This is a genomic window from Paracoccus beibuensis, from assembly GCF_026162625.1.
Classification (GTDB): Bacteria; Pseudomonadota; Alphaproteobacteria; order Rhodobacterales; family Rhodobacteraceae; genus Paracoccus; species Paracoccus beibuensis.
The window spans coordinates 42,167-67,421 of sequence record NZ_JAOTBD010000009.1 but is presented as its reverse complement, the minus strand read 5'-3'; the positions used below and the strand labels follow the sequence as shown (position 1 = coordinate 67,421).

Below are 25,255 nucleotides of genomic sequence, written 5' to 3'. Positions count from 1 at the left end.
GCTTGCCAACCCGCGCCCCCGTTGGTAACCCGAGATCAAATCGCCCAAGGAACCCACATGGCTGACGAGACGCGCAACCCCGCCCCCTATACCGAGGCCGACCTGTCGCTGATCAAGCGGATCATTCCCCACCGCTATCCCTTCCTCTTCATCGACAAGGTGCGCGACATCGTCCCGTTCGAAAGCGCCGTCGGGATCAAGAACGTGACCTCGAACGAGCCGCATTTCCAGGGACACTTCCCGAACCAGCCGGTCATGCCGGGTGTCACGATCATCGAAGCGATGGCGCAGACCGCAGCCGTCGTCGTGGGCATCAGCATGAACGTCGTGGACGAGGAAATGCTGACCTATTTCATGGGCATCGACAACTGCAAGTTCCGCCGCATGGTGGTTCCGGGCGACGTGCTGGAACTGCACTGCCGCGCAATCCGCGGTGGCGGCAAGATCTGGAAGTTCGAAGGCAAGGCCATGGTCGACGGTCAGCTCTGCGCCTCGGCCGAATATACGGCGATGATGGCCCGCAAGGATGGCTGAGATCAGCATCCACCCTTCGGCCGTGGTCGAGCCCGGGGCCCGGATCGGCGCCGGGGTCGAGATCGGCCCGTTCTGCGTCGTCGGACCCCGCGTCCGGCTGGCAGACGGGGTGGTGCTGAAATCGCATGTCGTCGTCACCGGCGACACCGCGGTCGGCGAGGGGACGGTGATCTTTCCCTTCGCCTCGATCGGCCAGGTGCCGCAGGATCTCAAGTTCAAGGGCGAAGATGTCCGGCTGGAAATCGGCGCCCGGAACCGCATCCGCGAATACGTCACGATGAACCCCGGCACGGCCGGCGGCGGCGGGCTGACGACGGTGGGCGATGACGGTCTGTTCATGGCCAGTTCCCATGTGGGGCACGACTGCCGGATCGGCGACCGGGTGATCCTCGCCAACAGCGTCGCCATCGCCGGGCATTGCGTGCTGGAGGATGACGTGATCGTCGGCGGCCTGTCGGGCGTGCACCAGTTCGTGCGCATCGGGCGCGGCGCGATGATCGGTGCCGTGACGATGGTCACGGCCGATGTCATTCCCTACGGGCTCGTGCAGGGGCCGCGCGGCCATCTGGACGGGCTGAACCTTGTGGGGTTGCGCCGCCGCGGGGCCAGCCGCAGCGACATCGCCGCCCTTCGCGAACTTCTGGGCGCACTGGGGCAGGGGTCCTTCCGCGACGCCGCCCGCCAGCGGGCCGAGACGGACGTTTCGGGAATGGAACGCGACGTGCTCGATTTCATCCTCGGCCCGTCAGAGCGCAGCTTTCTTGCACCCAAGGACGAATAGCGACGCATGAGCCGTATCGCGATCATCGCCGGCCAAGGCCGGCTTGCCCCCGCCGTTGCGGCGCAACTGGACAATCCCGCCGTTTATGCGCTGGAAGGCTTCGAACCCGACGGCCTGTCCGCCACGCCCTTTCGGTTGGAGCGGCTGGTCCCGTTCCTGGACGAACTGCAAGATCAGGGCATCGATCGCGTGGTCTTCGCAGGTGCGATCCGCAGGCCGCGCCTCGACCCCGAAGCCTTCGATCCACGCACGGCGCAACTGGTGCCGCGCATCCTGATGGCGATGCAGTCGGGCGACGACGCGGCCCTGCGGACCGTATTGGATGTGTTCGAGGAAAACGGTGTAACCATATGCGCAGTCGATGAAATCGCCGCGCCCTTGATGCCGGCGGAAGGTGTCGTCTGCGGCACGCCGAGTGATGCCGACAGGCGTGATGCGGCCAAGGCCGCCTCGATTCTGGCGCAGACCGGCACTCTGGATCTGGGGCAGGGCGTGGTCGTGGCGCAGGGCCTCTGCCTGGCGCTCGAAACGCTGCCGGGGACGGCGGCGATGCTGGAATTCGCCGCGCTTCACGCCGGTTTGCGGCCAAATTCGCAAAGCGCGCGGGGTGTTTTCTACAAGGCGCCCAAGCCGGGGCAGGACCGGCGGGTCGACCTGCCCGTCCTGGGTCCCGACAGCGTCGACCAGGCGTCTGCCGCAGGACTTGCAGGCATCGCATGGGAAGCAGGCGGCGTGATCCTGCTGGAGCAGCCCGAGATGGTGCGACGCGCCGAGGCAGCCGGACTGTTCCTCTGGTCTGCCGGGCCGTTGGCCTAAGCGAGGGGCCTGAAATGACTCGCCTTCCGGCGATCCCGAGGTTAGCCCTTGGACCGGCAAGAACAGGCGGAGCCGCATGCGCTATTTTTTGATCGCTGGCGAGGCATCGGGCGACCTTCTGGGCGCGTCGCTGATGGACGGTCTGAAGCAGCTTGACCCGGAGGCGCGGATCACGGGCATCGGCGGCCCTGCGATGGTTTCGCACGGGCTGCAGAGCCTGTTTCCGATGGACGAGCTGAGCCTGATGGGCATCTGGGAGGTGCTGCCGAAGTATCGCCACCTCAAGCGTCGCATCGCCGAGACGGCCGAGGCGGTCATCGCCGCCAGGCCGGACGTGCTGATCGGCATCGACAGTCCCGATTTCTGCCTGCGCGTTGCGCGGCTTGTCCGGGCGCGGCGGCCCGATCTGCGGACGGTGCATTACGTTGCGCCCTCGGTCTGGGCGTGGCGGCCGGGTCGCGCCGCAAAGATGGCCGAGGTGATCGACCACGTCCTGGCGATCCTGCCGTTCGAGCCGCCCCTGATGCGGGCCGCCGGCATGACCTGCGACTTCGTCGGTCATCCCGTCGCCACCGCTGCCGTCGCCGGACCAGACGAGGCCGCGGGGTTCCGCGACCGTCACGGGATCGCGCCGGATGCGCCGGTGGTGCTGTGCCTGCCCGGATCGCGCCGGTCAGAGGTGTCGCGCCTGGGGCCGCGTTTCGACGAGGCGCTGATGCGCCTGCGCGACCGCGTCCCCGAGATCCGCGTGGTCCTGCCTACGGTCCCGGGCGTCGCGGGCATCGTCCGAGAGATGACGCGCCGCTGGCCGACAGCCCCCATCGTGATCGAGGAGGCGGAGGGCAAACGCGCCGCCTTTGCCGCAGCCGACCTGGCCCTGGCGGCATCCGGCACCGTCAGTCTGGACCTTGCGGCGAACCGCGTCCCGATGGTCATCGGCTATGACATGGCCCCGCTCAGCCGCCTGGTGATCGGCTGGCTGCTGCGCACGGACACGGTCACGCTGGTCAACCTGGTCAGCGACACACGCGCCGTGCCTGAATACCTGGGCCGCAACTGCCAGCCCGGTCCCATGGCGCAGGCGCTTCAGGACGCGCTCGAAAATCCCGCGGCACGCAGCGCGCAGCTTGCGGCGATGGACCTGACGATGGAGCGGTTGGGCAAGGGGGGTGAGGCGCCAGGCCTTCGCGCGGCGCGCTCGGTCCTGTCGGCGATCAGAGAACAGCGGTCACGATGATCTCGACCTTGTAGTCGGGCGTCGCCAGGGCGGATTCGCCGGTGGCGCGTGCCGGCGTGTGGCCCTGCGGCACCCAGGCGTCCCAGACGGCGTTCATCTCGGCGAAGTCGGCCATGTCGGCGACCCAGACCTGTGCCGACACGATGCGCGTCTTGTCGGTGCCGGCCTGCGCGAGCAGGTCGTCGATCTGCGACAGGACCGCGCGGGTCTGGTCGGCGACGGGGGTGCCGGGCTCTCCGACCTGTCCGGCCAGGAAGACGAAGCCGTTGGCAATGACCGCCTGGCTCATGCGCGGGCCGGTGCCTATCCGTTTGATGTCGCTCATCTGAAACTCCTTTGTTGGTGTCGCGGGACGCTATACGCGCCGTCCCGAAGCGGCAAGTCGCCTTGCGGTCGTTCCCGGTGTGTTCTATCCTGCCGTCATGTTGCACCAGCCGACCGACATCCTGCCGCCGATGCCCGGCCAGCGCCTTGCGCGCGGCTGCGGGCGGCTTCTTCGCAGCATGAACCACGCCGTGCTGACCGAGTTCGTGCCGGCTCGCGGGCTGCGGGTCGACCTGATCAGCCTTGGTCCCAAGGGTGAGCTGTGGATCGTCGAATGCAAGAGCGGGCGCGCCGATTTCCGTTCGGACCGGAAGTGGCAGGGGTATCTGGAATGGTGCGACCGCTATTTCTGGGCGGTCGACGCCGACTTCCCGGTCGAGCTTCTGCCCGAGGATACCGGCCTGATCCAGGCCGACGCCTTTGGCGCTGAACTGGTCCGCATGGGTCCCGAGACGCGGCTGGCGGGCGCGCGTCGAACCAAGGTCCAGCGTGACTTCGCCCGCGCCGCCGCCCTGCGTCTGCAGGGGCTCTGCGACCCTGACGGGATCAGCGCCGGGGCCTTTTAGGCTTGCCGCCGCTGTCCGTGGCGCGCGCCGCATCGGCTGCGGCCATCAGCTCCTCGGCGATCTCCACGGCCTCTTCGGGGTCGAAATCCATCGGCAGGTCGATCCCGTCGCCCTGAACATAGATGCGGACCATTCCCTGATCGGTAGGCCCGATCTGGATGTTGGCCGAAACGTCGCTTTCGCTGTTGATACCCATGAGCCTGTCCTTTCGCGTCAGAACTTTCTGTAGCGCGGGTGCATTTTCGCGGCAAGCGGGGCTTGCAACAGGTGCGCGGCAGGTCTAAAGAACCGCCCTGTGCCGCCTTAGCTCAGTTGGTTAGAGCGCTAGATTGTGGATCTAGAGGTCGCCCGTTCGAGACGGGCAGGCGGTACCACCTTCCTCCCTCAGCGATATCCCCGCGCCTGCAACTCGAACAGCTCGGCATAGCGGCCGGGGCGCGACACCAGTTCGTCATGGCTGCCCTGGTCCTGAACGCGGCCGCCCTCCAGCACGATGATCCGGTCGGCCATGCGCACGCTGGAAAAGCGGTGAGAGATCAGCAGCGCCGTCCGCCCCTGCGTCAGGTCGCGGAACCGCTGAAAAACCTCGAACTCGGCCCGGGCGTCCAGTGCTGCGGTGGGTTCGTCCAGCACCAGCAGCTGCGCGTCGCGCATATAGGCGCGGGCGATGGCCAGTTTCTGCCATTCGCCGCCCGACAGGTCCAACCCGCGGGCAAAGCGCTTGCCGACCATCTGGTCGTATCCCTGCGGCAGCTTGGCGATGACCTGGTCCGCCAGCGCGCGTTCGGCCGAGGACACGATGCGTGGCCGGTCGTCCCGCGCCTCGATCCTGCCGATGGCGATGTTCTCGGCCGCCGTGACGGCATAGCGCACGAAGTCCTGAAAGATCACGCCGACCGTCGCGCGCAACTGGTCCAGGTCATAGTCCCGCAGGTCGTGCCCATCCAGCGTGATGCGCCCTTCGTCGGGATCGTAGAGGCGCGCCAGCAGTTTGACGATCGTCGTCTTGCCGGCGCCGTTCTCGCCCACCAGCGCGACGGTTTCGCCCGCCCGCAGGTCCAGTGTCATGTGGCGGACGGCCCAGTCATTCCGGCCGGGGTAGCGAAAGCCCACATTTTCGAACCTGAAGCCCTGCGCGATGGGCTGCGGGATCGGACGGGGGTTGGCCGGCGAGGCGATGGCGGGCACGGCGGTGAAGAACTCGAACAGGTCGTCCAGATACATGGCTTGCCCCGCCATGCTGGAAAAGCTGGACAGCAGCCCCTCCAGCAGGCCGCGCAGGCGCAGGAAGCTGCCCGACAGGAAGGTCAGATCGCCGATGGACAGCTGCCCCGTCAGCGTGCGCGCGACGATCCATAGGAAGGCGCCGTAGTAGGCCAGTGTCCCCAGCGTCGTCAGAACCGCCATGACCGACAGCTGCCTGCGCTGGATCGCCCGGTTCTCGACATAGAAGCGGCGGGCCAGCGTCAGGTAGCGGTCACGCAGCCAGGGCGACAGGCCGAAGATCTTGACCTCTTTCGCGGTTTCCGCGGTGGCGGCGATCATCCGCAGATAGTCGCGTTCGCGACGGTCCGCTGCGCGGGCGTGGTTCAGGGCATAGGTGCGGGCGTTGAAGTGCATTTCGCCGAACAGAGACGGGATCAGCGCCAGCGCCAGCAACACGACCAGCCACGGGTTGTAGATCAGCAGGCCGACCGCAAAGCTGAGAACGGTGATCACGTCCTGCATCTGCTGCATGATCTGGTTCAGCAGCGGGATGCGGCCCATGGTCTGGCGGCGCGCCCGATCCAGCCGGTCCTGGAACGAGGCGTCCTCGAAGCTGGCAAGGTCCAGCCCCGCCGCGTGATCCATCAGCCGGATGGAGATGTCGATGACCAGCTTTTCCTGCAGCAGCGCATCGGTATAGCTGACCAGCCGCCCCAGGATGTCCTGCGCCACCGCCAGCGCCAGCTCCAGCAGCACAAGGCCGATCAGCGGATGGCCCAGCCCGCTGTCCCACCAGCCCGCCAGCGTGTCCGGGCCTCCGGAGGCCGACAGCGCCACGACCCGGTCGATGATCAGCTTGCCGACCCACAGCATGGCGACCGGCATCAGCGCCCGCGCCAGACGCAGCAGGATCATGGCGACGGTCAGGCGGGGACTGGCCCGCCAGACCATGGCCAGAAAGGGCGGAATATTCTTCAGCGCCGCCCAACGCGCCGAGAAGTTCGGTGACGGCGCGTCGGGCGGCATGTCAGGCAGCCTCGTGGCGGCGGGCGTGGGCGATCTCGGCCTCGGTCAGGGGGCCGGGAAAATGGCAGGCGACGCCGTGATCATCGCCCTGCAGTTCCGGCACCTCGGCGGCGCAGCGGGCCTGCGCCCGCGGGCAGCGGGTGCGGAAGACGCAACCCGATGGCGGGTTCATGGGCGAGGGCAGGTCGCCAGCCAGCGGCACGATGGTTTTCGCCGTTTCCACCGTGGGGTCGGGGACGGGCACCGCCGACAGCAGCGCCTGCGTATAAGGATGCTGCGGATTGCCGTAAAGCTTTTCCGAGGATGCGATCTCCATCACCCTGCCCAGATAGAGGACCATCACGCGGTTGCTGATATGTTTCACCACCGACAGGTCATGTGCAATGAAGATCAGCGACAGGCCCAGCTCGTTCTGCAGGCGGATCAGCAGGTTGATGACCTGCGCCTGGATCGACACGTCCAGCGCCGATACCGGTTCGTCGCAGATGATCAGCCTCGGCTGGACGATGAGGGCGCGGGCGATGCCGATGCGCTGGCATTGCCCGCCGCTGAATTCATGCGGATAGCGGTTGATCTGGTTGGGCAGCAGGCCGACCTTGTCCATCATCGCGCGCACCCGTTCCTTGACCTCGACCCGGCCTAGTTCCGGGCGGTGGGTGGTCAGGGGTTCGGCGATGATCTGGCCCACGGTCATGCGCGGGTTGAGGCTGGCCAGTGGGTCCTGGAAGACCATCTGGATGTCGCTGCGATAGGCCATCATCTGGCGCGGCGTCATCGCCAGCAGGTCACGGCCGTCGATCCATTCGGCCTGTCCCGTGGCTGGCACCAGCCCGATCAGCGCGCGGGCCAGCGTCGATTTCCCGCAACCCGATTCGCCCACCACGCCAAGCGTCTCTCCGGGCCGCAGGGTGAAGTCGACGCCGGCCACGGCCTGCAGCGGCTGGGGCTTGGCCCAAGGCAGGGCGCCCTCGCGCCGGATGGGGAAGGTCACGCGCAGGTCCCGCACGTTCAGAAGATCGCTCATTGTCCCTCCGTTGTGCTGGGGGTTCCGGCAGCGCCCGCACCGGCGACGGCGCCACGGGGAATGGGCTGCGGCGGGAATTCATCAGGATGGGCGGCTGGTTGGCCGGGATTGGGTGCGGCTTGCGTCAGGCGCGCCAGCACCTCGGCCACCGGGGCGTGACAGGCGCGGGCGCGGCCGGGGGCAAAGCCCTCCAGCGGCGGGTCGATCCGAGCGCAGATGTCGCGGCGATAGGGGCAGCGGGGCTGGAAGGCGCATCCCGAAGGCGGGCGCGACATGTTGGGCGGCTGGCCGGGGATTGCGCGCAGTTCCTCGTCGTCCTGATCGACGCGCGGGATCGCGTCCAGCAGCCCCTGCGTATAGGGCAGCGTGGGTTCCGCGAAGATGGGGCCCACCGGTCCCGTCTCGCGGATGCGCCCGCCATACATGACCGCCACGCGCTCGCAGGACCCCGCGACCACGCCCAGGTCATGGGTGATAAGCATCATCGCCATGCCGATGTCGCGCTGCAGGTCCGACAAAAGCTGCATGATCTGCGCCTGCACGGTCACGTCCAAGGCGGTCGTCGGCTCATCCGCGATCAGCAGCCTGGGCCGGCACAGAAGCGCCATCGCGATCATCACCCGCTGCCGCATGCCGCCGCTGAACTCGTGCGGGTAGAGCCTGATGCGCCCCTTGGCATCCGGGATCCTGACCGCGTCCAGCATGCGGACCGCCTCGGCGACGGCGTCTCGCTTGGACAACCCCTTGTGCAGCACCAGCACCTCGGCCATCTGGTCGGCCACCCGCATGTAGGGGTTCAGCGAGGTCATCGGGTCCTGAAAGATCATCGCGATCTGTTCGGCCCGGATGCGGTTCAGCACCTTGGGCGGGGCGTTCAGGATCTCCTGCCCGTCGAACATCACGCTGCCCGAGGCGCGGCCGTTCCGCGCCAGAAGGCCCATGATCGCGAAGGACAGCTGCGATTTGCCGCTGCCGGATTCGCCGACGATGCCCAGGGTTTGGCCCGCCTCGACCGTCAGGTTGACGTCGTTGACGGCGAGAACCTCGGCATCGTTGGTCTGGAAGCGGACCGAGAGGTCGCGCAGTTCAAGAAGGGCCATATTACCTCTCTTTCGGGTCGAGGGCGTCGCGCAGGCCGTCGCCCACGAAGAAGAACCCGAACAGGGTGATGACGAAGAAGAACAGCGGGAACAGCAGCTGCCACAGCGTGCCATAGTTCATCGTGCCCGCGCCCTCCGAAATCAGCGCCCCCCATGACGTCAGGGGTTCCTGCACACCAAGGCCCAGGAAGCTGATGAAGCTTTCGGTCAGGATCATCAGCGGCACCAGAAGCGTCGCGTAGACGGCGACCACGCCCAGCAGGTTCGGCACGATGTGGCGGATGATGATGCGGAACGACGACACGCCGGTGGCGCGCGCGGCCTCGATGAATTCTCGGTTCTTCAGGCTAAGTGTCTGGCCACGAACGATTCTGCTCATGTCCAGCCAAGAGATCAGGCCGATCCCCAGGAACAGCATCGACATCGAGCGCCCGAACATCACCAGCAGCAGGATAAGCACGAACATGTAGGGGATCGACATCAGGATATCGACCGTCCGCATCATCAGCTGGTCCGTGCGCCCGCCGACATAGCCCGCCGTCGCGCCGTAAAGCGTGCCGACCACGACCGCGATGCCCGCGCCGACGATGCCGACCATCAGGCTGACCTGCGTGCCTTGCACGACGCGCGCATAAAGGTCGCGGCCCAGATTGTCGGTGCCGAAGAAGTGGCCGTTCTCCAGCGACGGCTGGCCCATCTGGGCGACCTGGCCCATGACGCTGAAGTCCAGCTCCTCGTTGGACCATTGCGCGGCAAGCCCGCCGAAGATGGCGAACAGCGTGACCAGCACCAGGATGGACAGGCCCAGCATCGCGGCCTTGTTGCGCAGAAAGCGGCGGCGCGCATCGGCCCAGGGGCTGCGGCCCTTGACCTCTGCCATGCGGTCGGACAGCGACTGCATCTTGGATTGATCGATGACCATGACCTAGTACCTGATCTTGGGGTCGATCCATGCGTAAAGCACGTCGACGAGTAGGTTGAAGAGGATGGTCAGCGCGCCGACCAGGATGGTCACCCCCATCATCACGGCGTAATCCCGGTTCAGCGCGCTATCGACGAAGGCCTTCCCGATGCCCCCGGTCGAGAAGTAGATGTCGATCACCACCGAGCCCGTGATCATCGACACGAAGACCGGTCCCAGATAGCTGATGACCGGCAGCATCGCGGGCTTCAGGGCGTGGCGCAGGATGACGCGACGTTCGGGCATCCCCTTGGCGCGCGCCGTGCGGATGTGGTTGCTGCCCAGGACCTCCAGCATCGACGACCGGGTGATGCGCGCGATGGACGCCATGTAGCTGGTGGCCAGCGCAATCACCGGCATGATCCAGAATGACGGGTCGTTGAAGCTCCACCCGCCGCCGGGCAGAAGCCCATACCAGAGCGTGAAGACCAGCACCAACAGCGGCGCCATGACGAAATTCGGCAGCACCTGCGCGCCGATCGACACGCCCACGGCCAGGTAATCCGTCCAGCTGTTGTGTCGGATCGCGGCAACGACCCCGAGCGAGACGCCGAAGATCACGGCGGCCGCGAAGGACAGGGCGCCGTAGGTCAGCGTCACCGGGAAACCGGCGGCGATCAGCTGGTTCACCGTGCGGTCAGGGTAGACGAAGCTGGGACCGAAATCGAAATGCACGACGATGCCGACCAGGTAGTTCCAGATCTGCAGCCACAAGGGATCGTTCAAGCCGTACCGGGCCTCGAGATTGGCCAGAACCTGCGGGGGCAGGGCGCGTTCTCCGGTGAAAGGGCCGCCGGGCGCCAGGTGCATGAGGGTGAACGAGAAGACGATCAGCAACAGCAGCGTGGGGATCGCCACGGCCAATCGTCGCAGGACGAATGCGAACATCGCCAGGGCCTTTCCTGCGGGTTGAAATCAGACGGCCGAGGCGGGAATGCCCGCCCCGGCCGGAAATGTCGCTGAAGGTGCCTTACTCGGCGACGCGGTAAAGGTCCTTGGCGTACCAGGTGTTCAGCAGGTTTTCCCGCGGCAGGCCCTTGATCGCCGTGTTGATCATGTCGACCTTGGCATAGTGATAGACGAAGACGGCAGGATTTTCCTCGTCCAGGATCGCCTCGGCCTGCTGATAGAGCGGCGCCGTGTCCTCGGCCGTCGCGGCCTCGGCCAGCAGTCGGTCGTACTCCTCGTTCGACCACTTGCCGCTGTTGTATCCATCGGTGCGGAACCAGTCGAGGAAGGTAGAGGCCTCGTTATAGTCGGCGCACCAGGCATAGCGCGCAACCTCGAAGTCCTGGTTCTGCATGCGGTCGGTGTGGACCTTCCACTCGACGTTGTTCAGCTCGATCTCGATGCCCAGGGGGCGCCAGAACTGCTGGGCGGCAATGGCCAGCAGGCGGTGGCTGTCGTCGGTGTTGTACTGTAGCTCCAGCTGGACGGGGTTGTCGGGGCCATAGCCGGCCTCGGCCAGCAGTTCCTTGGCACGGCTCATGCGCTCTTCGGCGGTCATCTCGCCCATGTTGCCTTCCGGCGCGGCAAATCCGTTGATCGCCCAGTGCACCCAGGTATAGGCCGGTTCCTGACCCCCCTGCAGGATCTGGTCCACGATCACGTCGCGGTTCAGCGAAAGCGCCATAGCCTCGCGCACGCGCTGGTCCTTCAGGACCTCGGGGCCTTTTTCGGACAGGTTGAAGACATAGGCGTAGGAGCAGCCGTAGGGGACGGAAGTCGCTTCTTCGGGGGACTCCTCCTCCAGCCGCGGATATTGGCCCGCGGGAATCTGCACCCGGTCCAACTCTCCGGCCTGATAGCGGGTGAGGGCGACGTTGTTGTCGTTGACGGTCACGCCGCGGACCGTCTGCATCAGCACGTTGTCGGCGTCCCAGTACTCGGGGTTCTTCTCGAAGACGATATCGACGCCCAGGTTGTGGCTGGCCAGCGTGAAGGCGCCGTTGCCGACCAGGTTTCCGGGCTGGACCCAGCCGTCGCCATGTTCCTCGACCACCGCCTGCGGCACGGGATAGGCCGTCGTGTGCGAGAGCGTGTTCAGGAAATAGGGCGTCGCCTGCGTCAGCTTCACTTCCAGCGTCTTGTCGTCGACGGCGCGCACGCCCAGCTGATCGGGTGCCAACTCGCCTGCGATGATCTCGCTGGCGTTCTGGATGTTCATCAGCTCCATGTACCAGGCGTATTCGGACGCCGTTTCAGGCGTCACCACGCGCTGCCAGGCATAGACGAAATCGCCCGCCGTGACCGGTCGGCCGTTCGACCAGTTCGCGTCGCGCAGGTGGAACGTATAGGTCAGGCCGTCGTCGCTGACGTCGTGGCTTTCGGCCATGCCGGGGATCATGTTGCCTTGGGCGTCCTCGATCATCAGCCCCTCGAACAGCTGGCGCAGCGCGTCAGAGCCCTCGACATCGGTGTTCTTGGCCGGGTCCAGCGACTTGATCGCGTCCAGCAGCCAGTAGGTATAGGTCTGGGTGTCGGCCAGCGTTTCGCCCTCGGCCGGTTGAACGGCGTGGGCGGGAATGGCCAGCAAGGCGACAAGGGCGGTGGATGCGAAAAGCTTGATCATCCTGGCTCCTCCTGGTTGTGTGACGGCGCCTGTTGCGCCGGAATGGCGCGACGTTACGCAAAGTTGCACGCTGAGCAACCCGCGATTGACGCTTCCCAAGGTGACCGCCCTGTGGAAAAGAAGCGGTCATGACAGCTGACGGACATATCGTTCTTGTGACGGGCGGCGCGCGGTCGGGCAAGTCCGCGCTGGCCGAACGGCTGGTCCTGCGGCACCCCGGCCCGCGCATCTACATCGCCACGGCCGAGCCACGTGACACGGAGATGCGCGAAAGAATATCGCAGCATCAACGGGATCGCGGCCAGGGCTGGGATACCGTCGAGGAACCGGTCGATCTTGCGCGGGCGTTGCGTGACACGGACGGGCTGGGCGTCCGGCTGGTGGATTGCCTGACGCTGTGGCTGTCGAACTGCATCGGCTCGGCCGATATCGACGCGCTGACGGTGACGTTGCGTCGGCAATGCTGCCCTGTCGTCCTTGTGACCAACGAACTTGGGCAGGGCATCGTGCCGGACAACGCTCTGGCCCGGCGGTTCCGCGACGACCACGGGCGGATGAATCAGGCCGTCGCCGCAGTCGCCGACGAGGTCTGGATGGCGGTCAGTGGCCAGCCGCTGCGGTTGAAACCCTCTCGCGAGGCGATCGATGAACGACTTTGACGACGTGGCCGCCGATGCCGCGCGCGCCCGGCAAGCACAGCTGACGAAGCCCCCGGGTTCCCTGGGTCGGCTGGAGGAGTTGGCCGTCTTCATGGCCGGCTGGCAGCGGACGGGGCGGCCGCGCCTGGACCGGGCGCAGGCGCTTGTCTTCGCGGGCAATCATGGCGTCGTGTCGCAGGGGATCACGCCGTTCCCGCCAGAGGTGACGGCGGGCATGGTCCGGAACTTCCAGGCGGGCGGCGCGGCGATCAACCAGCTCTGCCGCGTGGCAGGTGCCGACCTGTCGGTGGTGCCGCTGGATCTGGACAGACCGACCGCCGACTTCACCAAAGGCCCGGCCATGACGCCGGCAGAGGTGTCTGACGCCATGGGGCAGGGCGCGGCGGCAGTCGATCCCGGCGCGCAGGTCCTGCTTCTGGGAGAAATGGGGATCGGCAACTCGACCATTTCCGCAGTGCTGGCTGCAGCGATCTTCGGCGGCCCGGCTGAAGACTGGGTCGGGCAGGGCACCGGCGCCGCGGCCGAGATGCTGGCGGCCAAGATCCGCGTCGTGGCCGAGGGGCTGGCGCGCCACGCGCCCGTCGGGACCCGCGACACGCTGGCGTCCTTCGGCGGGCGCGAGCAGGCCGCGATCTGCGGCGCGATCCTTCGGGCGCGAGAACTGCGCATCCCGGTGATCCTCGACGGGTTCATCTGCACCGCGGCCGCAGCCGTCCTGACCCGCGACGATCCCGAGGCGCTGGCCCATTGCCTGATCGGCCACGAGAGCGCCGAGCGGGGCCACCGCCGCCTGACCGCCGCGCTGAACATGGAGCCCGTGCTGTCGCTGGACATGCGCTTGGGGGAGGGATCTGGCGCGGCCGTGGCGCTGATGATCCTGCGCGCGGCGCTGGAATGTCACAACGGCATGGCGACCTTTGCCGAGGCTGGTATTGGCTAGGCTGCACCAGGTCCTGTTGGCGCTGGTCTTCCTGACCCGGCTCCCGGTGGGGCGCTTCCTGCCGCCGCGCATCCTGCCGCTGGCGGATGCGGCCTGGGCCTTTCCGCTGGCAGGTCTGATCGTCGGGGCGCTGGCGGCGCTGCCGATGTGGCTGGCGGGTCCGGGCCTGCTGCCTGCGGCCCTGTCGATCACGCTGCTTGTCTGGCTGACCGGCGCCCTGCACGAAGATGCCCTGGCCGATTTCGCCGATGCCGGAGGAGGCCGCGACAGGGCTGACCGCCTGCGGATCATGCGCGACTCAACCATCGGCAGCTACGGAACGATGGCGCTGGTCTGCACCACCCTGCTGCGCATCCTTTCGCTTGCGGTTCTGTCGCCGGGCGCGCTTGTGGCGGCGGTCGCGGCCGCGCGGCTTGTGCCGGTCGTCCTGATGCGGGCGCTGCCGCCGGCACGGCAGGACGGGTTGGGCCAGGCGGCAGGCCGTCCGTCGCGCGGGGCCGTGGCAGGTGCGGCGATCATCGCGGCCCTTGCCATGGCAACTCTGGTGGCGCCGGCGCCTGCGTTGGCGGCGGCCGCTGCTGCCTGTGCGGCGGGTGCGCTTGTCGCGCGGCGGGCAGTCGGGCTGCTGGGCGGGCAAACCGGCGACGTGCTGGGCGCGGCGTCCCTGCTGGCCGAGACGGCGGCACTGGCCGCACTGGCGCTTCTGACCTAGCGTCACCCGTCGGGAAAACTTGACCACGCGGGCCGCAATGGCCCATACCGCCAGCGTGCGCAGAAGGACCGGGCGAACCGGGCGCCCACCCGGAGGGGGCGGGCAGCGCCTTGAGGGAGGGGAATACCATGGGCGGCCTTCTGGCCCTGTCGCGCGGCATCGACCGCGTCACCACCGTCATCGGCCGCAGCGTCGCCTGGCTGATCCTTCTGGCAATCATCGTTAGTTCGGTCAACGCCGTGGTGCGCAAGGTCTTCAGCGTCTCGTCCAATGCTTGGCTGGAAGCGCAGTGGTACCTGTTCGGCGCCGCCTTCATGCTGGCGGCCGCCTATACGCTCTTGATCAACGAACATATCCGCATCGACATCATCTATGGCCGCTGGTCGCGCCGGGTGCAGCACTGGATCGACCTGATCGGGACGCTGCTGTTCCTGCTGCCCTTCACGGGGATCATGCTCTACCTGACCTGGCCCGCCTTCACCCGGGCCTGGGCGAACGGAGAAATTTCGATGAACGCCGGCGGCCTGGCGCTGTGGCCTGCGCGCGGCATCCTGGTCGCGGGCTTTGCGCTGCTCTTCGCGCAGGGCATCTCGGAACTGATCAAGAAGATCGCGATCATGCGCGGGATCATTCCCGACACCGTCAGCCATGCCGAACCCCACGAGGCCGGCCACAGGGAGGCTGGCCTTATGACCGCCGGCCTGGACCAGGATCTGGCGGATGAAGCCCGCCGCTCGGACCCGGAGAATCGCGCGTGATCGACCTCATTGCCCACAACCTTGCGCCCATCATGTTCTTCTCGATGGTCGTGTTCCTGCTGTTCGGCTATCCGATCGCCTTCGCGCTGGCGGCCAACGGGCTTCTGTTCTTCTTCTTCGGCGTCTTTCTGACCCCGCTGTCGGACCAGGTGAACCTGGGCTGGAACCTTCTGGGCGCGCTTGGCGACAGGGTCTTCGGCGTGATGCGCAACGACACGCTGCTGGCGATTCCCTTCTTCACCTTCATGGGCATCGTTCTTGAACGGTCCCGCATGGCTGAGGAGCTGCTGGACACCATCGGCCAGCTGTTCGGACCGGTCCGTGGGGGCCTTGCCTACGCGGTCATCCTGGTCGGCGCATTGCTCGCGGCGACGACGGGCGTCGTGGCGGCCTCGGTCATCTCGATGGGGCTGATCTCGCTGCCGATCATGATGCGCTATGGCTATGACAAGCGGCTGGCGACGGGGGTCATCACCGCGTCGGGGACGCTTGCGCAGATCATCCCGCCGTCGCTGGTGCTGATCGTGCTGGGCGACCAGCTGGGCCGGTCGGTCGGCGACATGTACACCGCCGCCATGGTCCCGGCTCTGGCGCTGACCGGCGTCTACATGACCTATGTGCTGGTCATGTCGATCCTGCGGCCCCGGTCGATGCCCGCCCTGCCGATCGAGGCGCGGCCTTTGGGCTCGGGCGGCATCTCGCTCATTCTGGCGCTGATCGCCGCCGGCGGCATCTACTGGCTGACCGAGCGGTGGCTTCAGGCGACGATCGGCGAGGACAGCGCCATCTGGGCGGCTGTTCTGACCGTTCTGATCATGCTCGCGCTGGCCATGATCGACCGCAGGCTGAGGCTGAACGTGATGTCGCCGATGACCCGAGAGGTCATCATCGTCATGATCCCGCCGCTGGCGTTGGTCTTCCTGGTGCTGGGGACGATCTTCCTTGGCATCGCCACCCCGACCGAGGGCGGGGCGATGGGCGCGATGGGTGCGCTGATCCTGGCCGCGATCAAGCGGCGGCTAAGCTTCGACGTGGTGAACCAGGCGCTGCTGTCGACGGTGCGGCTGTCGGCCTTCGTGATGTTTATCCTGATCGGGGCGACGGTCTTCTCGCTGACCTACTATTCGATCAACGGCCATATCTGGGTGCGCGACCTGCTGACCGCGCTGCCGGGGGGCGAGTACGGTTTTCTTGTCGCCGTCTGCGCAATCATCTTCTTCCTGGCCTTCTTCCTCGACTTCTTCGAGCTTGCTTTCGTGATCGTGCCTCTGCTGGTGCCCGCCGCCAACGCGCTCGAGATCGACCTGGTCTGGTTCGGGGTGATCCTGGCGGTGACGATGCAAACGTCGTTCCTGACGCCGCCAGTCGGTTTCGCGCTGTTCTACCTGCGGTCGGTCGCGCCGCAGAAGCCCTATCGCGACAAGGTCACCGGCCTGATCATGGATCCGATCAGCACTCTGGAGATCTATCGCGGGGCGGCGCCCTTCGTCGGCTTGCAAATCCTGATGATCGCGGCGGTCATCATCTTCCCGGGCATGGTGATGCACTACAAGGGCCCGGTCGTGGACACGTCGAACGTCCAGATCCAGATCCCCATGGGTGGCAGTGGTCTGGGAGGTGGTCTTGGGGGCGGCGACCAGGGCGGCGGTTTCGGCGGGCTGGGCGGGCTTGGCGGCTCTCCCTTCGCACCGCAACCTGCGCCTGCACCCCAGCCAGGGGCCGGCGGCGAGGCGGCGCCAGAGGCGGCAGCACCCTCGGGCGGGTTGGGCCTTGGCCTTGGCGGTCCGCCGCCGGGCCTCTCCAGCAACTGACACGGGAGAGGGGGGCAGCAAAGGCCCCCTTTTTCCTTTGCGTGGGCGGGCATCCGCGCCACGACGTGGCACTATTGCCAGACAGGTGCATGATTGTGTTAACACCGTGGCTGACTGACGCTATAGATTCAGCAACGCCGCCATTTGTCAGAGCAAGCCGACGACCATGCAGCACTCGATGACCTACGACGACATCTCGCGCACCCGTCTCGACGCCCTGCGCGTCGAGCATCGGCAGCTGGACGAAGCGATTGCCGCCTTGCAGGGCGACCAACTGACGTCCTCGCTGGCGCTGCAGCGGCTGAAAAGGCAAAAGCTGGTGCTGAAGGACCGCATTGCCCGGCTCGAGGACGAACTGACCCCCGACATCATCGCCTGATTGCGGGCAAACCCGCGGCGCGCTATGCGGGGCGCGCACGCGGATGGACAGCGACGGGGGACGAAGAACGCGATGGACAGACCGGTAGGGATCATCATGGGCAGCCAGTCCGACTGGCCGACCATGCGCGAGGCCGCGAGTATCCTCGATGAGCTTGGGATCGGCTACGAGACACGGATTGTCAGCGCCCATCGCACGCCCGACCGCCTGTGGGACTATGGCAAGACTGCCGTGTCGCGCGGCCTCAAGGTGATCATCGCGGGTGCCGGTGGGGCCGCGCACCTTCCCGGCATGATGGCGTCAAAGACGCGGGTCCCTGTGATCGGTGTGCCCGTGCAGACGCGGGCGCTGTCGGGCGTCGATTCGCTCTATTCGATCCTGCAGATGCCGAAGGGGTTTCCCGTCGCCACCATGGCCATCGGGTCGGCAGGCGCCGCCAATGCGGGCCTGATGGCCGCGGGTATCCTGGCGCTGTCGGACACAGGCCTTGCGCAGCGGCTGGACGACTGGCGTTCGGCGCTTTCCGCCTCCATCCCCGAGGAGCCTGTCGATGACTGAGATCCGCACCATCGGCATCCTGGGCGGCGGCCAACTGGGCCGCATGCTGTCCGTCGCGGCCAGCCGGCTTGGCCTGCGCTGCCACATCTATGAACCCGGCGCCGCACCCGCGGGCGACGTCGCCTGGCGCGTCACGACGGCGCTCTACGAGGACGAGGCCGCCCTGCGCGCCTTCGCCGAGAGCGTCGACGTCATCACCTACGAGTTCGAGAACGTCCCCACCTCGGCGCTGGACCTGCTGGAAAGTCTGCGCGCCATCCGGCCCAACCGCCGCGCGCTTGCCGTTTCGCAGGACCGCCTGACCGAGAAGACCTTCCTGAACGAGATCGGCCTGGCTACAGCACCTTTCGCAGACGTCCCGGACAAGGCCGCGCTTCCCGCCGCCATCGACGCCATCGGCCGCCCCTCGATCCTCAAGACCCGTCGCATGGGCTATGACGGCAAGGGCCAGGTCCGCATCGAAGACGGCCCCGCGGACTGGACCGGCGCACCGTCCGTGCTGGAAGGCTTCGTGAACTTCTCGGCCGAGATCAGCGTCATCATCGCGCGGGGCGCGGACGGGCAGGTGGCGGCCTTCGATCCCGGCCTGAACGTGCACGAGGGCGGCATCCTGCGCACCACGACGGTGCCCTGCGGCCTGCCTGGGAAGCTGACGACGGACGCCGTGCTGATCGCCGCGCGGATCGCCAATGCGCTGGACTATGTCGGCGTGCTGGGCGTGGAACTGTTCGTGACGCCGGACGGGCTGATCGTCAACGAGATCGCCCCCCGGGTCCACAACTCGGGCCACTGGACGCAGGCCGGCTGCGTCGTCGACCAGTTCGAGCAGCACATCCGAGCCGTGGCTGGCCTGCCGCTCGGCGACGGCAAGCGGCATGCGGACGTAGTGATGGAGAACCTGATCGGCGACGACATGGCGCGCGTGCCGCAGCTTCTGACCAGCCACGCCGTGCAGTTGCACCTTTACGGCAAGGGCGACGCTCGGCCGGGCCGCAAGATGGGACACGTCAACCGGATCGTCGGATGAGTGTCGCCGCACATCCTCGCCTAGCGGTGCGCGCGGCCATCCTGCACCAGGCGCGCGTCCTGATGGTCAATGCCTATCCGGACCGGATGTCCGACCTGTGGTGCCTGCCGGGCGGCGGGGTCGAGCCTGCGCAATCGCTTCACGATAACCTTGTCCGAGAGGTTGCCGAGGAAACCGGCCTGTCGATCCGGATCGGGGCGCTGTTCCTGGTGAACGAATTTCATGACCCGACCCGCGGCTTTCACCAGATCGAGCTTCACTTCCGCGCAACGCCGGACGGTCCAACCGATCTTTCGCTGAAGGACCCTGAGGGGGTCGTGAACCGGGCGCGCTGGGTGACGCAGGATGACCTGCGGCGGCTGCGGCACAAGCCGGACGCGCTGGCCGACGCGATCTGGTCCCCTGGTGGCGCGCATTACGACAGGCTGGAAACGATCGTTCTCTGATCCGGGCGACAGGTTCGCAGGGGGTCCGGGGGGTGCGAAGCCCCCCGGCTGCCGCGGGACGCAATCACTCGGCGGCTTGCTTGACCGCCGTTTCGGAACCCGCCTTCATGCGGAAGCCGCGTTCCAGTTGGTCGAAGGGTGCGACCGGATAGTCGCCCGAGAAGCAGGCATCGCAATATTGCGGGCACTTGGCGTTGCGGCCCTCGGCCTCGCCCACCGCGCGATAGAGGCCGTCCAGCGACACGAAGGACAGGCTGTCGACGCCGATCCAGTCCCGCATTTCCTCGGGGGACATGTTCGCGGCCAGAAGCTTGTCGCGGTCCGGCGTGTCCACGCCGTAGAAGCACGGCCAGGCCGTGGGCGGCGAGGCGATGCGGAAATGCACCTCGGCGGCGCCCGCGTCCAGGATCATGTCCTTGATCTTGCGGCTGGTTGTGCCGCGCACGACGCTGTCATCGACCAGCACCACGCGCTTTCCCGCGATCAGCGCGCGATTCACGTTCAGCTTCAGGCGCACGCCCATGTTGCGGATCTGCTCGGACGGCTCGATGAAGGTCCGGCCCATGTACTGGTTGCGGATGATCCCCATGCCGTAGGGTATACCCGATTCCTGTGCATAACCGATGGCTGCGGGCGTGCCGCTGTCTGGAACCGGGCAAACCAGATCGGCCTCGATCGGCGCCTCGCGCGCCAGCTCCACGCCGATCTGACGGCGTGTCTCATAGACCGAGCGACCGCCGATGATCGAGTCGGGACGCGAGAAATAGACGTGTTCAAAAATGCAGAACCGGCCGGTCGACGGCCCAAAGGGGCGCGAGCTCTCGATCTCGCCCTTCGAGATCACGACCATCTCGCCCGGCTCGACCTCGCGCAGGAATTCGGCGCCGATGATGTCCAGCGCGCAGGTCTCGGAGGCAAGCACGTACCCGTCCTCACCCACGCGGCCCAGCACCAGCGGACGCACGCCCAAGGGGTCGCGGACGCCGATCAGCTTGGTGCGGGTCATGGCGATGACGCTGAACGCGCCCTCGATCCGGCGCAACGCGTCCTTCATCCGTTCGGGGATGTTGCGCTGGATCGACCGCGCCATCAGGTGGATGATGCATTCGCTGTCCGACGACGACTGGAAGATCGACCCGCGCTCGATCAGTTCGCGACGCAGCGCGGCGGCGTTGGTGATGTTGCCGTTATGGGCGATGGCGCAGCCGCCCATGTGGAATTCGCCGAAGAAGGGCTGCACGTCGCGGATTGCCGTGTTGGCCTTGGTCCCGGCGGTCGAATAGCGGACATGCCCGATGGCCAGGGGTCCCGGCAGGGTCGCCATCAGTTCCGGTTTGGTGAAGTTGTCGCGGACATAGCCGAAGCGATGGGCGCTGTTGAAGCCGTGCTCGGGATCGTGGGTGACGATCCCGCCCGCTTCCTGGCCGCGATGCTGCAGGGCGTGGAGCCCGAGGGCGACGAAGTTCGAGGCATCGGCAACGCCGATCGCTCCGAAGATCCCGCATTCCTCGTGCAGGCGGTCCGAATCGAACGGATGGGCCAGAAAGGGTTGCATCGGCACGTCCTGATGGCTGGGGGCTGTCGCGGGGTATGTAGTGCGCCCTTCCCGCAAAGTCACGCCCCCGCAGCGGCTGCGGGGGCGTTTTTCGTCACGGTCCTGTCGTATCGGGGTTTCCGCGCGGCTCAGTTGGCGGGCGCGTCCGGGGTGACGGCCGTGCCGGTCGCGGTGCAGGCGCGGACCATCTGCTCGTACCGGCTGACGATCCAGCCCGGCGCGTCGGCGGGGATCTGTTCGTCCATCTGGACGCGCATCCGTTCGAACACCTGTGCCGAGCGCGAGTTCTCGACCATCGCAACCTGCTGGCTCGTCATGACGCGGTCATAAACGATGAAGGCGATCGCGACCAGAAGGATGCCGCGCGCCACGCCGAAGATGAAGCCCATCCCCTGGTCGACCCCGCCGAGCGCAGATCGCTGCACGACCGAGGAAAACAGCGGCGTGATGATCGAGAAGACCACCAGCGCCAGCGCGAAGACCACGGCAAAGCCCGCGATGGTCGCAAGTTCGCAGCTGTCGCCCATGAAGCGGTCCAGGACCGGCAACTGGGCGATCATCGGCCGCACGGCGGGCGCGAACAGGAAGGCCAGGATAGCCGCCGCGATCCAGCCCAGGATGGCCAGCGATTCGCGCACGAACCCCCGCGACCAGGCCAGTATTGCCGACAGGATGATGACCGCCGCCACCACCGCATCGATAATCGTAAATCCGTCCATCAAACGCCCCTCGCGCCGGTTCTTCTTGCATTTCAGGCGGCTCAGCCGGCGCCGAAAACCTCACCCACGAATCCCGTCAGGTCGGTGATGCGCCGCAGAGACATGCCGGCCTGGCCCTCGACCTTGGAAGCGTCGGGCAATATCGCCTGTGAAAAACCAAGTTTCTGCGCCTCTTTCAACCTGTTTTCCGCCTGAGCGACAGGGCGAAGCGCGCCCGACAGGCTGATTTCGCCGAAAAGCACGGCCTCTGGCGGCAGGGGGTTGTCCTCTCGGGCCGACAGAAGCGCCCCCGCGATGGCAAGGTCGGCGGCGGGTTCCGCGACCTTCATGCCGCCTGCCACGTTCAGGAACACGTCGAGGCCCGCGAAGGGGATGCCGCAGCGCGCCTCGAGGACGGCCAGGATGGTGCTGACCCGCCCGCTGTCCAAACCCACCACCGTCCGGCGGGGGCTGGCCAGCGTCGACGGCGCCACAAGGGCCTGCACCTCGGTCAGGACGGGCCGCGTCCCCTCGATCCCGGCAAAGACGGCGCTGCCGGCGATGGGCTGGCCGCGCTCGGACAGGAACAGGGCCGAAGGGTTCGACACCTCGGCCAGGCCCGCGCCGGTCATCTCGAAGACGCCGATCTCTCCGGACGGACCGAAGCGGTTCTTGACGCTGCGCAGGATGCGGAACTGGTGACCGCGCTCGCCCTCGAAGTAAAGCACGGTGTCGACCATGTGTTCGACCACGCGGGGGCCGGCGATTTGGCCTTCCTTGGTGACATGGCCGACCAGGATCACCGCGACACCGCGGGACTTGGCAAAGGTCACAAGTTCATGGGCGGCGGCACGGACCTGCGCCACGCTGCCCGGCGCGGCCTCGACTGTATCGGACCACAGCGTCTGGATCGAGTCGATGACCGCGACATCGGGACGCTCGGCGTCCAGCGTCGTCAGGATGTCGCGCAGGTTGGTCTCGGCCCCCAGCCGCATCGGCGCATCGCCCAGGCCAAGCCGCTGCGCGCGCATCCGGACCTGGGCACTGGCTTCCTCGCCCGAGAAATAGATCGCGTTCAGGTCGCGGCGGGAAAAAGCCGCCGCAGCCTGCAGCAGCAGCGTGGACTTGCCAATCCCCGGATCGCCGCCGACCAGAAGGGCCGAGCCCGGGACCAGGCCTCCGCCAAGGACGCGGTCCAGTTCCTCCATCCCCGAGAGGCTGCGCGGCGGAGGTGGTTCGCTGGTCGAGAGGCCGGAGAGCGGCACGGCGCGCCCCTTGGCGGCCCCGAGGCCGCGGCCCGGGCCCTGCGACAGGGGCGCTTCCTCGATGATGGTGTTCCAGGCGCCGCAGGCATCGCAGCGCCCAGCCCACTTCTTATGGGCGGCGCCGCAGGCGGTGCAGGTGAAGGCGGATGTTCCTTTGGGCATGGGTCGCTATGTGGCACCCGGGCGCTGACGCCGCAAGATGGGTCGTCGTGCAAACGCGGTCACGGCAATGTCGGGTTGATCTTCGGCGGGCGGGGCGTCAGGGTCCGCGCGGAATTATCAAGGGCTTGAACCATGGCCGGACCCTTTTCGCGTTTCGAACTGATGATCGCCTGGCGCTATCTGCGGGCGCGGCGTGCCGAGGGCGGGGTCAGCGTCATGACCTGGATCAGCCTGATCGGCATCGCGTTGGGCGTGATGGCGCTGATCGCCACGCTGGCGGTCCGGGCGGGGTTCCGGGCCGAATTCGTGGACACGATCCTGGGCGCGAACGCCCACACCACCGTCTATCTGTCGCCCGAGCGCATCACGAACGAGTTCACCGACGATGTCTATGTCGTGCCCGGCCGCATCCGGGACCACGAGGCGATGGCCGCGCGCCTGGCCGAGGTTCCGGGCGTCACCGGCACGGCGGCGGTGGTCAAGGGCCAGGTCATGGCCAGCGCCAACGACGCGTCGAACGTGGCCGAGGTCTTTGGCGTGACGCAGGCGGACCTGGAGGCGATGCCGCGGATCGTGAACCCCGAGACCTCGCAGGGGGACTTGGCGCGGTTCGGCCAGGGCATCGCCATCGGGTCGGGCATCGCGCGCGAACTCGGCGTGACCGTGGGCGACCGCATCCGGCTGATCGCACCGGAAGGGGCGCGCACGGCCTTCGGGACAACCCCGCGCGTCAACGCCTACGAGGTCACCTATATCTTCAGCGCAGGGCGCTATGACATTGACCGGACGCGGATCTACATGCCGCTGGCCGAAGCGCAGAGCTATTTCAACCGCGAGGGCGTCGTCGACGAGATCGAGGTTTTCGTCGACGACCCCGAGCGCGTCGACGACTGGACGCTGCCCCTGATGCGCGCCGCAGGCGAGGGCGCGCAGGTCTGGACCTGGCGCGACAGTTCCGGCGCGTTCCTGTCGGCGCTGGACATGGAGGACGACGTGATGTTCGTGATCCTGTCGGTGCTGGTGCTGATCGCATCGATGAACATCACCAGCGGATTGATCATGCTGGTCAAGAACAAGGGCCGCGACATCGGCATCCTGCGGACGATGGGGCTGACGGAAGGCTCCGTCCTGCGGGTGTTCTTCCTGTGCGGCGCGTTCACCGGCATCATCGGGACGCTGGCGGGCGTGGCCCTGGGCGTCCTGCTGGCGCTGAACGTCGACAGCATCATGGCGGCGCTGAACGCGCTGACCGGCGGCGGTGTCTGGCAGCCCGAGGTGCGCGGCATCTATCGTCTGCCTGCCGATCTGCGGGCCTGGGACATCTTTCGCGCGGTGGCGCTGTCGCTGACGCTGTCTTTCATCGTCACGATCTTCCCCGCGCGCCGTGCCGCGCGGATGAACCCGGTGGAGGCCCTTCGCTATGAATGACGTGTTGCGGCTGGAGGGCGTCGGCAAGACCTATGACCGCGCCGGGCCAGCGCCCGTGCGGGTGCTGTCCGGGCTGAACCTTGACGTGCGGCGCGGAGAGGTCGTGGCGCTGGTCGCACCGTCTGGTGCCGGCAAGTCGACGCTTCTGCACATCGCGGGCCTTCTGGACGCGCCGGACGAGGGGCGCGTCTGGTTGTCGGGCCGCGACATGACCGGCTTGCCGGACCGCGCCCGCACCCAGGCGCGGCGGCGAGAGCTTGGCTTCGTCTACCAGTTCCACCACCTTCTGCCCGAGTTCAGCGCGGCTGAGAACATCGTCCTGCCGCAGCTGGCCGATGGTGTCGCGGCGCGCGATGCGCAGGCGCGGGCCGCCGACCTGCTGGGCCGCGTCGGGCTGTCGCATCGCGCGGATCATCGCCCGGCGCAGATGTCGGGCGGTGAACAGCAGCGGGTGGCATTCTGCCGGGCGCTTGCCAACGCCCCCTCGCTGCTGCTGGCGGACGAACCGACGGGAAACCTGGACCCCGAGACATCGGACCGGGTCTTCGACGTGCTGGTGTCGCTGGTGCGTGAGACGGGGCTTTCGGCCCTGATCGCGACGCACAACCACGCCTTGGCGGATCGGATGGACCGCGTGGTGCGGCTGGCAAGCGTCGGCTGATCGTTGCGCCTGTCGGTGCCGCGGTGCATCCTGCGCCGACAAGCAACCC

At 67.1% G+C, this 25,255-nt stretch carries 27 protein-coding genes and 1 tRNA gene; 17 read left to right on the top strand and 11 right to left on the bottom strand.

Annotated elements, in window-relative coordinates:
• The first annotated feature begins 57 nt into the window (after positions 1–57).
• The 4 genes from fabZ to lpxB all read left to right on the top strand — a co-directional run bounded on the left by fabZ (position 58) and on the right by lpxB (position 3,368).
• Positions 58–534, top strand: coding sequence for a 3-hydroxyacyl-ACP dehydratase FabZ (gene fabZ / locus OC159_RS08470; RefSeq protein ID WP_265500713.1), 477 nt, complete (start codon positions 58–60; stop codon positions 532–534).
• On the top strand, positions 527–1,315 hold the full coding sequence (gene lpxA / locus OC159_RS08465) for an acyl-ACP--UDP-N-acetylglucosamine O-acyltransferase (protein ID WP_265500712.1): 789 nt from the start codon (positions 527–529) through the stop codon (positions 1,313–1,315). The genes fabZ and lpxA overlap by 8 nt, the downstream gene beginning before the upstream one ends.
• 6 nt (positions 1,316–1,321) lie before the next feature.
• Complete coding sequence (locus OC159_RS08460) at positions 1,322–2,131, top strand: LpxI family protein (RefSeq protein ID WP_265500711.1); 810 nt, start codon at positions 1,322–1,324, stop codon at positions 2,129–2,131.
• Between the two features lie 76 nt (positions 2,132–2,207).
• Positions 2,208–3,368 carry a lipid-A-disaccharide synthase gene (gene lpxB, locus OC159_RS08455; RefSeq protein ID WP_265500710.1) on the top strand — a complete coding sequence of 387 codons (1,161 nt, stop codon included), beginning with the start codon at positions 2,208–2,210 and terminating at the stop codon, positions 3,366–3,368.
• Here the strand turns inward: lpxB and OC159_RS08450 are convergent.
• Positions 3,346–3,693: a RidA family protein gene (locus OC159_RS08450; RefSeq protein WP_265500709.1), complete on the bottom strand. Its 348-nt coding sequence runs from the start codon at positions 3,691–3,693 to the stop codon at positions 3,346–3,348. The genes lpxB and OC159_RS08450 overlap by 23 nt on opposite strands.
• A 97-nt stretch (positions 3,694–3,790) precedes the next feature.
• On the opposite strand from OC159_RS08450, the gene OC159_RS08445 reads away from it, so the two are divergent.
• Positions 3,791–4,258 (top strand): MmcB family DNA repair protein, encoded by a 468-nt coding sequence (locus tag OC159_RS08445; RefSeq protein ID WP_265500708.1) that lies wholly within the window; start codon positions 3,791–3,793, stop codon positions 4,256–4,258.
• Here the strand turns inward: OC159_RS08445 and OC159_RS08440 are convergent.
• A complete protein-coding gene (locus OC159_RS08440; protein WP_265500707.1) occupies positions 4,239–4,454 on the bottom strand; it encodes a DUF6324 family protein in 216 nt (71 codons plus the stop codon). The genes OC159_RS08445 and OC159_RS08440 overlap by 20 nt on opposite strands.
• 101 nt (positions 4,455–4,555) lie before the next feature.
• Between OC159_RS08440 and OC159_RS08435 the strand changes: the two genes are divergently transcribed.
• Positions 4,556–4,632, top strand: a tRNA-His gene (locus OC159_RS08435).
• Positions 4,633–4,642: 10 nt separating this feature from the next.
• Here OC159_RS08435 and OC159_RS08430 read toward each other — a convergent pair.
• From OC159_RS08430 to OC159_RS08405, 6 genes are all read right to left on the bottom strand, one after another.
• A complete protein-coding gene (locus tag OC159_RS08430) occupies positions 4,643–6,490 on the bottom strand; it encodes an ABC transporter ATP-binding protein (protein WP_265500706.1) in 1,848 nt (615 codons plus the stop codon).
• A 1-nt stretch (position 6,491) separates the two neighbouring features.
• Complete coding sequence (locus OC159_RS08425; protein ID WP_265500705.1) at positions 6,492–7,514, bottom strand: oligopeptide/dipeptide ABC transporter ATP-binding protein; 1,023 nt, start codon at positions 7,512–7,514, stop codon at positions 6,492–6,494.
• A complete protein-coding gene (locus tag OC159_RS08420; RefSeq protein WP_265500704.1) occupies positions 7,511–8,614 on the bottom strand; it encodes an oligopeptide/dipeptide ABC transporter ATP-binding protein in 1,104 nt (367 codons plus the stop codon). The genes OC159_RS08425 and OC159_RS08420 overlap by 4 nt, the downstream gene beginning before the upstream one ends.
• A 1-nt stretch (position 8,615) precedes the next feature.
• Positions 8,616–9,536 (bottom strand): ABC transporter permease subunit, encoded by a 921-nt coding sequence (locus OC159_RS08415; protein ID WP_265500703.1) that lies wholly within the window; start codon positions 9,534–9,536, stop codon positions 8,616–8,618.
• 3 nt (positions 9,537–9,539) lie between these two features.
• Positions 9,540–10,463, bottom strand: coding sequence for an oligopeptide ABC transporter permease OppB (oppB, locus tag OC159_RS08410; protein WP_265500702.1), 924 nt, complete (start codon positions 10,461–10,463; stop codon positions 9,540–9,542).
• An 82-nt stretch (positions 10,464–10,545) separates the two neighbouring features.
• Complete coding sequence (locus OC159_RS08405) at positions 10,546–12,147, bottom strand: peptide ABC transporter substrate-binding protein (protein WP_265500701.1); 1,602 nt, start codon at positions 12,145–12,147, stop codon at positions 10,546–10,548.
• Between the two features lie 128 nt (positions 12,148–12,275).
• Here OC159_RS08405 and cobU point away from each other — a divergent pair, with 128 nt between their 5' ends.
• The 9 genes from cobU to OC159_RS08360 all read left to right on the top strand — a co-directional run bounded on the left by cobU (position 12,276) and on the right by OC159_RS08360 (position 19,437).
• Entirely contained in the window at positions 12,276–12,806 is a 531-nt protein-coding gene (gene cobU, locus OC159_RS08400; RefSeq protein WP_265500700.1) for a bifunctional adenosylcobinamide kinase/adenosylcobinamide-phosphate guanylyltransferase, read from the top strand.
• A complete protein-coding gene (gene cobT, locus OC159_RS08395) occupies positions 12,793–13,746 on the top strand; it encodes a nicotinate-nucleotide--dimethylbenzimidazole phosphoribosyltransferase (RefSeq protein ID WP_265500699.1) in 954 nt (317 codons plus the stop codon). Before cobU ends, cobT begins: the two co-directional genes overlap by 14 nt.
• Complete coding sequence (gene cobS / locus OC159_RS08390; RefSeq protein ID WP_265500698.1) at positions 13,739–14,458, top strand: adenosylcobinamide-GDP ribazoletransferase; 720 nt, start codon at positions 13,739–13,741, stop codon at positions 14,456–14,458. Before cobT ends, cobS begins: the two co-directional genes overlap by 8 nt.
• A 128-nt stretch (positions 14,459–14,586) precedes the next feature.
• Positions 14,587–15,216 carry a TRAP transporter small permease subunit gene (locus OC159_RS08385; RefSeq protein WP_265500697.1) on the top strand — a complete coding sequence of 210 codons (630 nt, stop codon included), beginning with the start codon at positions 14,587–14,589 and terminating at the stop codon, positions 15,214–15,216.
• Positions 15,213–17,027: a TRAP transporter large permease gene (locus OC159_RS08380; protein WP_265500696.1), complete on the top strand. Its 1,815-nt coding sequence runs from the start codon at positions 15,213–15,215 to the stop codon at positions 17,025–17,027. Before OC159_RS08385 ends, OC159_RS08380 begins: the two co-directional genes overlap by 4 nt.
• 178 nt (positions 17,028–17,205) lie before the next feature.
• Positions 17,206–17,406, top strand: a complete 201-nt coding sequence (locus OC159_RS08375; protein WP_265500695.1) for a YdcH family protein — start codon at positions 17,206–17,208, stop codon at positions 17,404–17,406.
• A 72-nt stretch (positions 17,407–17,478) separates the two neighbouring features.
• Positions 17,479–17,964, top strand: coding sequence for a 5-(carboxyamino)imidazole ribonucleotide mutase (purE, locus tag OC159_RS08370; RefSeq protein ID WP_265500694.1), 486 nt, complete (start codon positions 17,479–17,481; stop codon positions 17,962–17,964).
• Positions 17,957–18,991, top strand: coding sequence for a 5-(carboxyamino)imidazole ribonucleotide synthase (locus OC159_RS08365; RefSeq protein WP_265500693.1), 1,035 nt, complete (start codon positions 17,957–17,959; stop codon positions 18,989–18,991). Before purE ends, OC159_RS08365 begins: the two co-directional genes overlap by 8 nt.
• Positions 18,988–19,437, top strand: coding sequence for an NUDIX domain-containing protein (locus tag OC159_RS08360; RefSeq protein WP_265500692.1), 450 nt, complete (start codon positions 18,988–18,990; stop codon positions 19,435–19,437). Before OC159_RS08365 ends, OC159_RS08360 begins: the two co-directional genes overlap by 4 nt.
• Positions 19,438–19,501: 64 nt before the next feature.
• Here the strand turns inward: OC159_RS08360 and purF are convergent, their stop codons facing one another.
• From purF to radA, 3 genes are all read right to left on the bottom strand, one after another.
• Positions 19,502–20,992, bottom strand: a complete 1,491-nt coding sequence (gene purF, locus OC159_RS08355) for an amidophosphoribosyltransferase (RefSeq protein WP_265500691.1) — start codon at positions 20,990–20,992, stop codon at positions 19,502–19,504.
• Between the two features lie 128 nt (positions 20,993–21,120).
• Positions 21,121–21,711: a CvpA family protein gene (locus OC159_RS08350; RefSeq protein ID WP_265500690.1), complete on the bottom strand. Its 591-nt coding sequence runs from the start codon at positions 21,709–21,711 to the stop codon at positions 21,121–21,123.
• 41 nt (positions 21,712–21,752) lie between these two features.
• A complete protein-coding gene (radA, locus tag OC159_RS08345; RefSeq protein WP_265500689.1) occupies positions 21,753–23,117 on the bottom strand; it encodes a DNA repair protein RadA in 1,365 nt (454 codons plus the stop codon).
• Between the two features lie 132 nt (positions 23,118–23,249).
• On the opposite strand from radA, the gene OC159_RS08340 reads away from it, so the two are divergent.
• Both OC159_RS08340 and OC159_RS08335 read left to right on the top strand, forming a co-directional pair.
• Positions 23,250–24,545 (top strand): lipoprotein-releasing ABC transporter permease subunit, encoded by a 1,296-nt coding sequence (locus OC159_RS08340; protein ID WP_265500688.1) that lies wholly within the window; start codon positions 23,250–23,252, stop codon positions 24,543–24,545.
• Positions 24,538–25,206 (top strand): ABC transporter ATP-binding protein, encoded by a 669-nt coding sequence (locus OC159_RS08335; RefSeq protein WP_265500687.1) that lies wholly within the window; start codon positions 24,538–24,540, stop codon positions 25,204–25,206. The genes OC159_RS08340 and OC159_RS08335 overlap by 8 nt, the downstream gene beginning before the upstream one ends.
• The last annotated feature ends 49 nt before the right edge of the window (positions 25,207–25,255 follow it).

Coding starts and splice junctions, on each gene's coding strand:
- fabZ (WP_265500713.1), top strand. CDS start 58: ATGGCTGACGAGACGCGCAACCCCGCCCCCTATACCGAGGCCGACCTG.
- lpxA (WP_265500712.1), top strand. CDS start 527: ATGGCTGAGATCAGCATCCACCCTTCGGCCGTGGTCGAGCCCGGGGCC.
- OC159_RS08460 (WP_265500711.1), top strand. CDS start 1,322: ATGAGCCGTATCGCGATCATCGCCGGCCAAGGCCGGCTTGCCCCCGCC.
- lpxB (WP_265500710.1), top strand. CDS start 2,208: ATGCGCTATTTTTTGATCGCTGGCGAGGCATCGGGCGACCTTCTGGGC.
- OC159_RS08450 (WP_265500709.1), bottom strand. CDS start 3,693: ATGAGCGACATCAAACGGATAGGCACCGGCCCGCGCATGAGCCAGGCG.
- OC159_RS08445 (WP_265500708.1), top strand. CDS start 3,791: ATGTTGCACCAGCCGACCGACATCCTGCCGCCGATGCCCGGCCAGCGC.
- OC159_RS08440 (WP_265500707.1), bottom strand. CDS start 4,454: ATGGGTATCAACAGCGAAAGCGACGTTTCGGCCAACATCCAGATCGGG.
- OC159_RS08430 (WP_265500706.1), bottom strand. CDS start 6,490: ATGCCGCCCGACGCGCCGTCACCGAACTTCTCGGCGCGTTGGGCGGCG.
- OC159_RS08425 (WP_265500705.1), bottom strand. CDS start 7,514: ATGAGCGATCTTCTGAACGTGCGGGACCTGCGCGTGACCTTCCCCATC.
- OC159_RS08420 (WP_265500704.1), bottom strand. CDS start 8,614: ATGGCCCTTCTTGAACTGCGCGACCTCTCGGTCCGCTTCCAGACCAAC.
- OC159_RS08415 (WP_265500703.1), bottom strand. CDS start 9,536: ATGGTCATCGATCAATCCAAGATGCAGTCGCTGTCCGACCGCATGGCA.
- oppB (WP_265500702.1), bottom strand. CDS start 10,463: ATGTTCGCATTCGTCCTGCGACGATTGGCCGTGGCGATCCCCACGCTG.
- OC159_RS08405 (WP_265500701.1), bottom strand. CDS start 12,147: ATGATCAAGCTTTTCGCATCCACCGCCCTTGTCGCCTTGCTGGCCATT.
- cobU (WP_265500700.1), top strand. CDS start 12,276: ATGACAGCTGACGGACATATCGTTCTTGTGACGGGCGGCGCGCGGTCG.
- cobT (WP_265500699.1), top strand. CDS start 12,793: ATGAACGACTTTGACGACGTGGCCGCCGATGCCGCGCGCGCCCGGCAA.
- OC159_RS08385 (WP_265500697.1), top strand. CDS start 14,587: ATGGGCGGCCTTCTGGCCCTGTCGCGCGGCATCGACCGCGTCACCACC.
- OC159_RS08375 (WP_265500695.1), top strand. CDS start 17,206: ATGACCTACGACGACATCTCGCGCACCCGTCTCGACGCCCTGCGCGTC.
- purE (WP_265500694.1), top strand. CDS start 17,479: ATGGACAGACCGGTAGGGATCATCATGGGCAGCCAGTCCGACTGGCCG.
- OC159_RS08365 (WP_265500693.1), top strand. CDS start 17,957: ATGACTGAGATCCGCACCATCGGCATCCTGGGCGGCGGCCAACTGGGC.
- OC159_RS08360 (WP_265500692.1), top strand. CDS start 18,988: ATGAGTGTCGCCGCACATCCTCGCCTAGCGGTGCGCGCGGCCATCCTG.
- purF (WP_265500691.1), bottom strand. CDS start 20,992: ATGCAACCCTTTCTGGCCCATCCGTTCGATTCGGACCGCCTGCACGAG.
- OC159_RS08350 (WP_265500690.1), bottom strand. CDS start 21,711: ATGGACGGATTTACGATTATCGATGCGGTGGTGGCGGCGGTCATCATC.
- radA (WP_265500689.1), bottom strand. CDS start 23,117: ATGCCCAAAGGAACATCCGCCTTCACCTGCACCGCCTGCGGCGCCGCC.
- OC159_RS08340 (WP_265500688.1), top strand. CDS start 23,250: ATGGCCGGACCCTTTTCGCGTTTCGAACTGATGATCGCCTGGCGCTAT.
- OC159_RS08335 (WP_265500687.1), top strand. CDS start 24,538: ATGAATGACGTGTTGCGGCTGGAGGGCGTCGGCAAGACCTATGACCGC.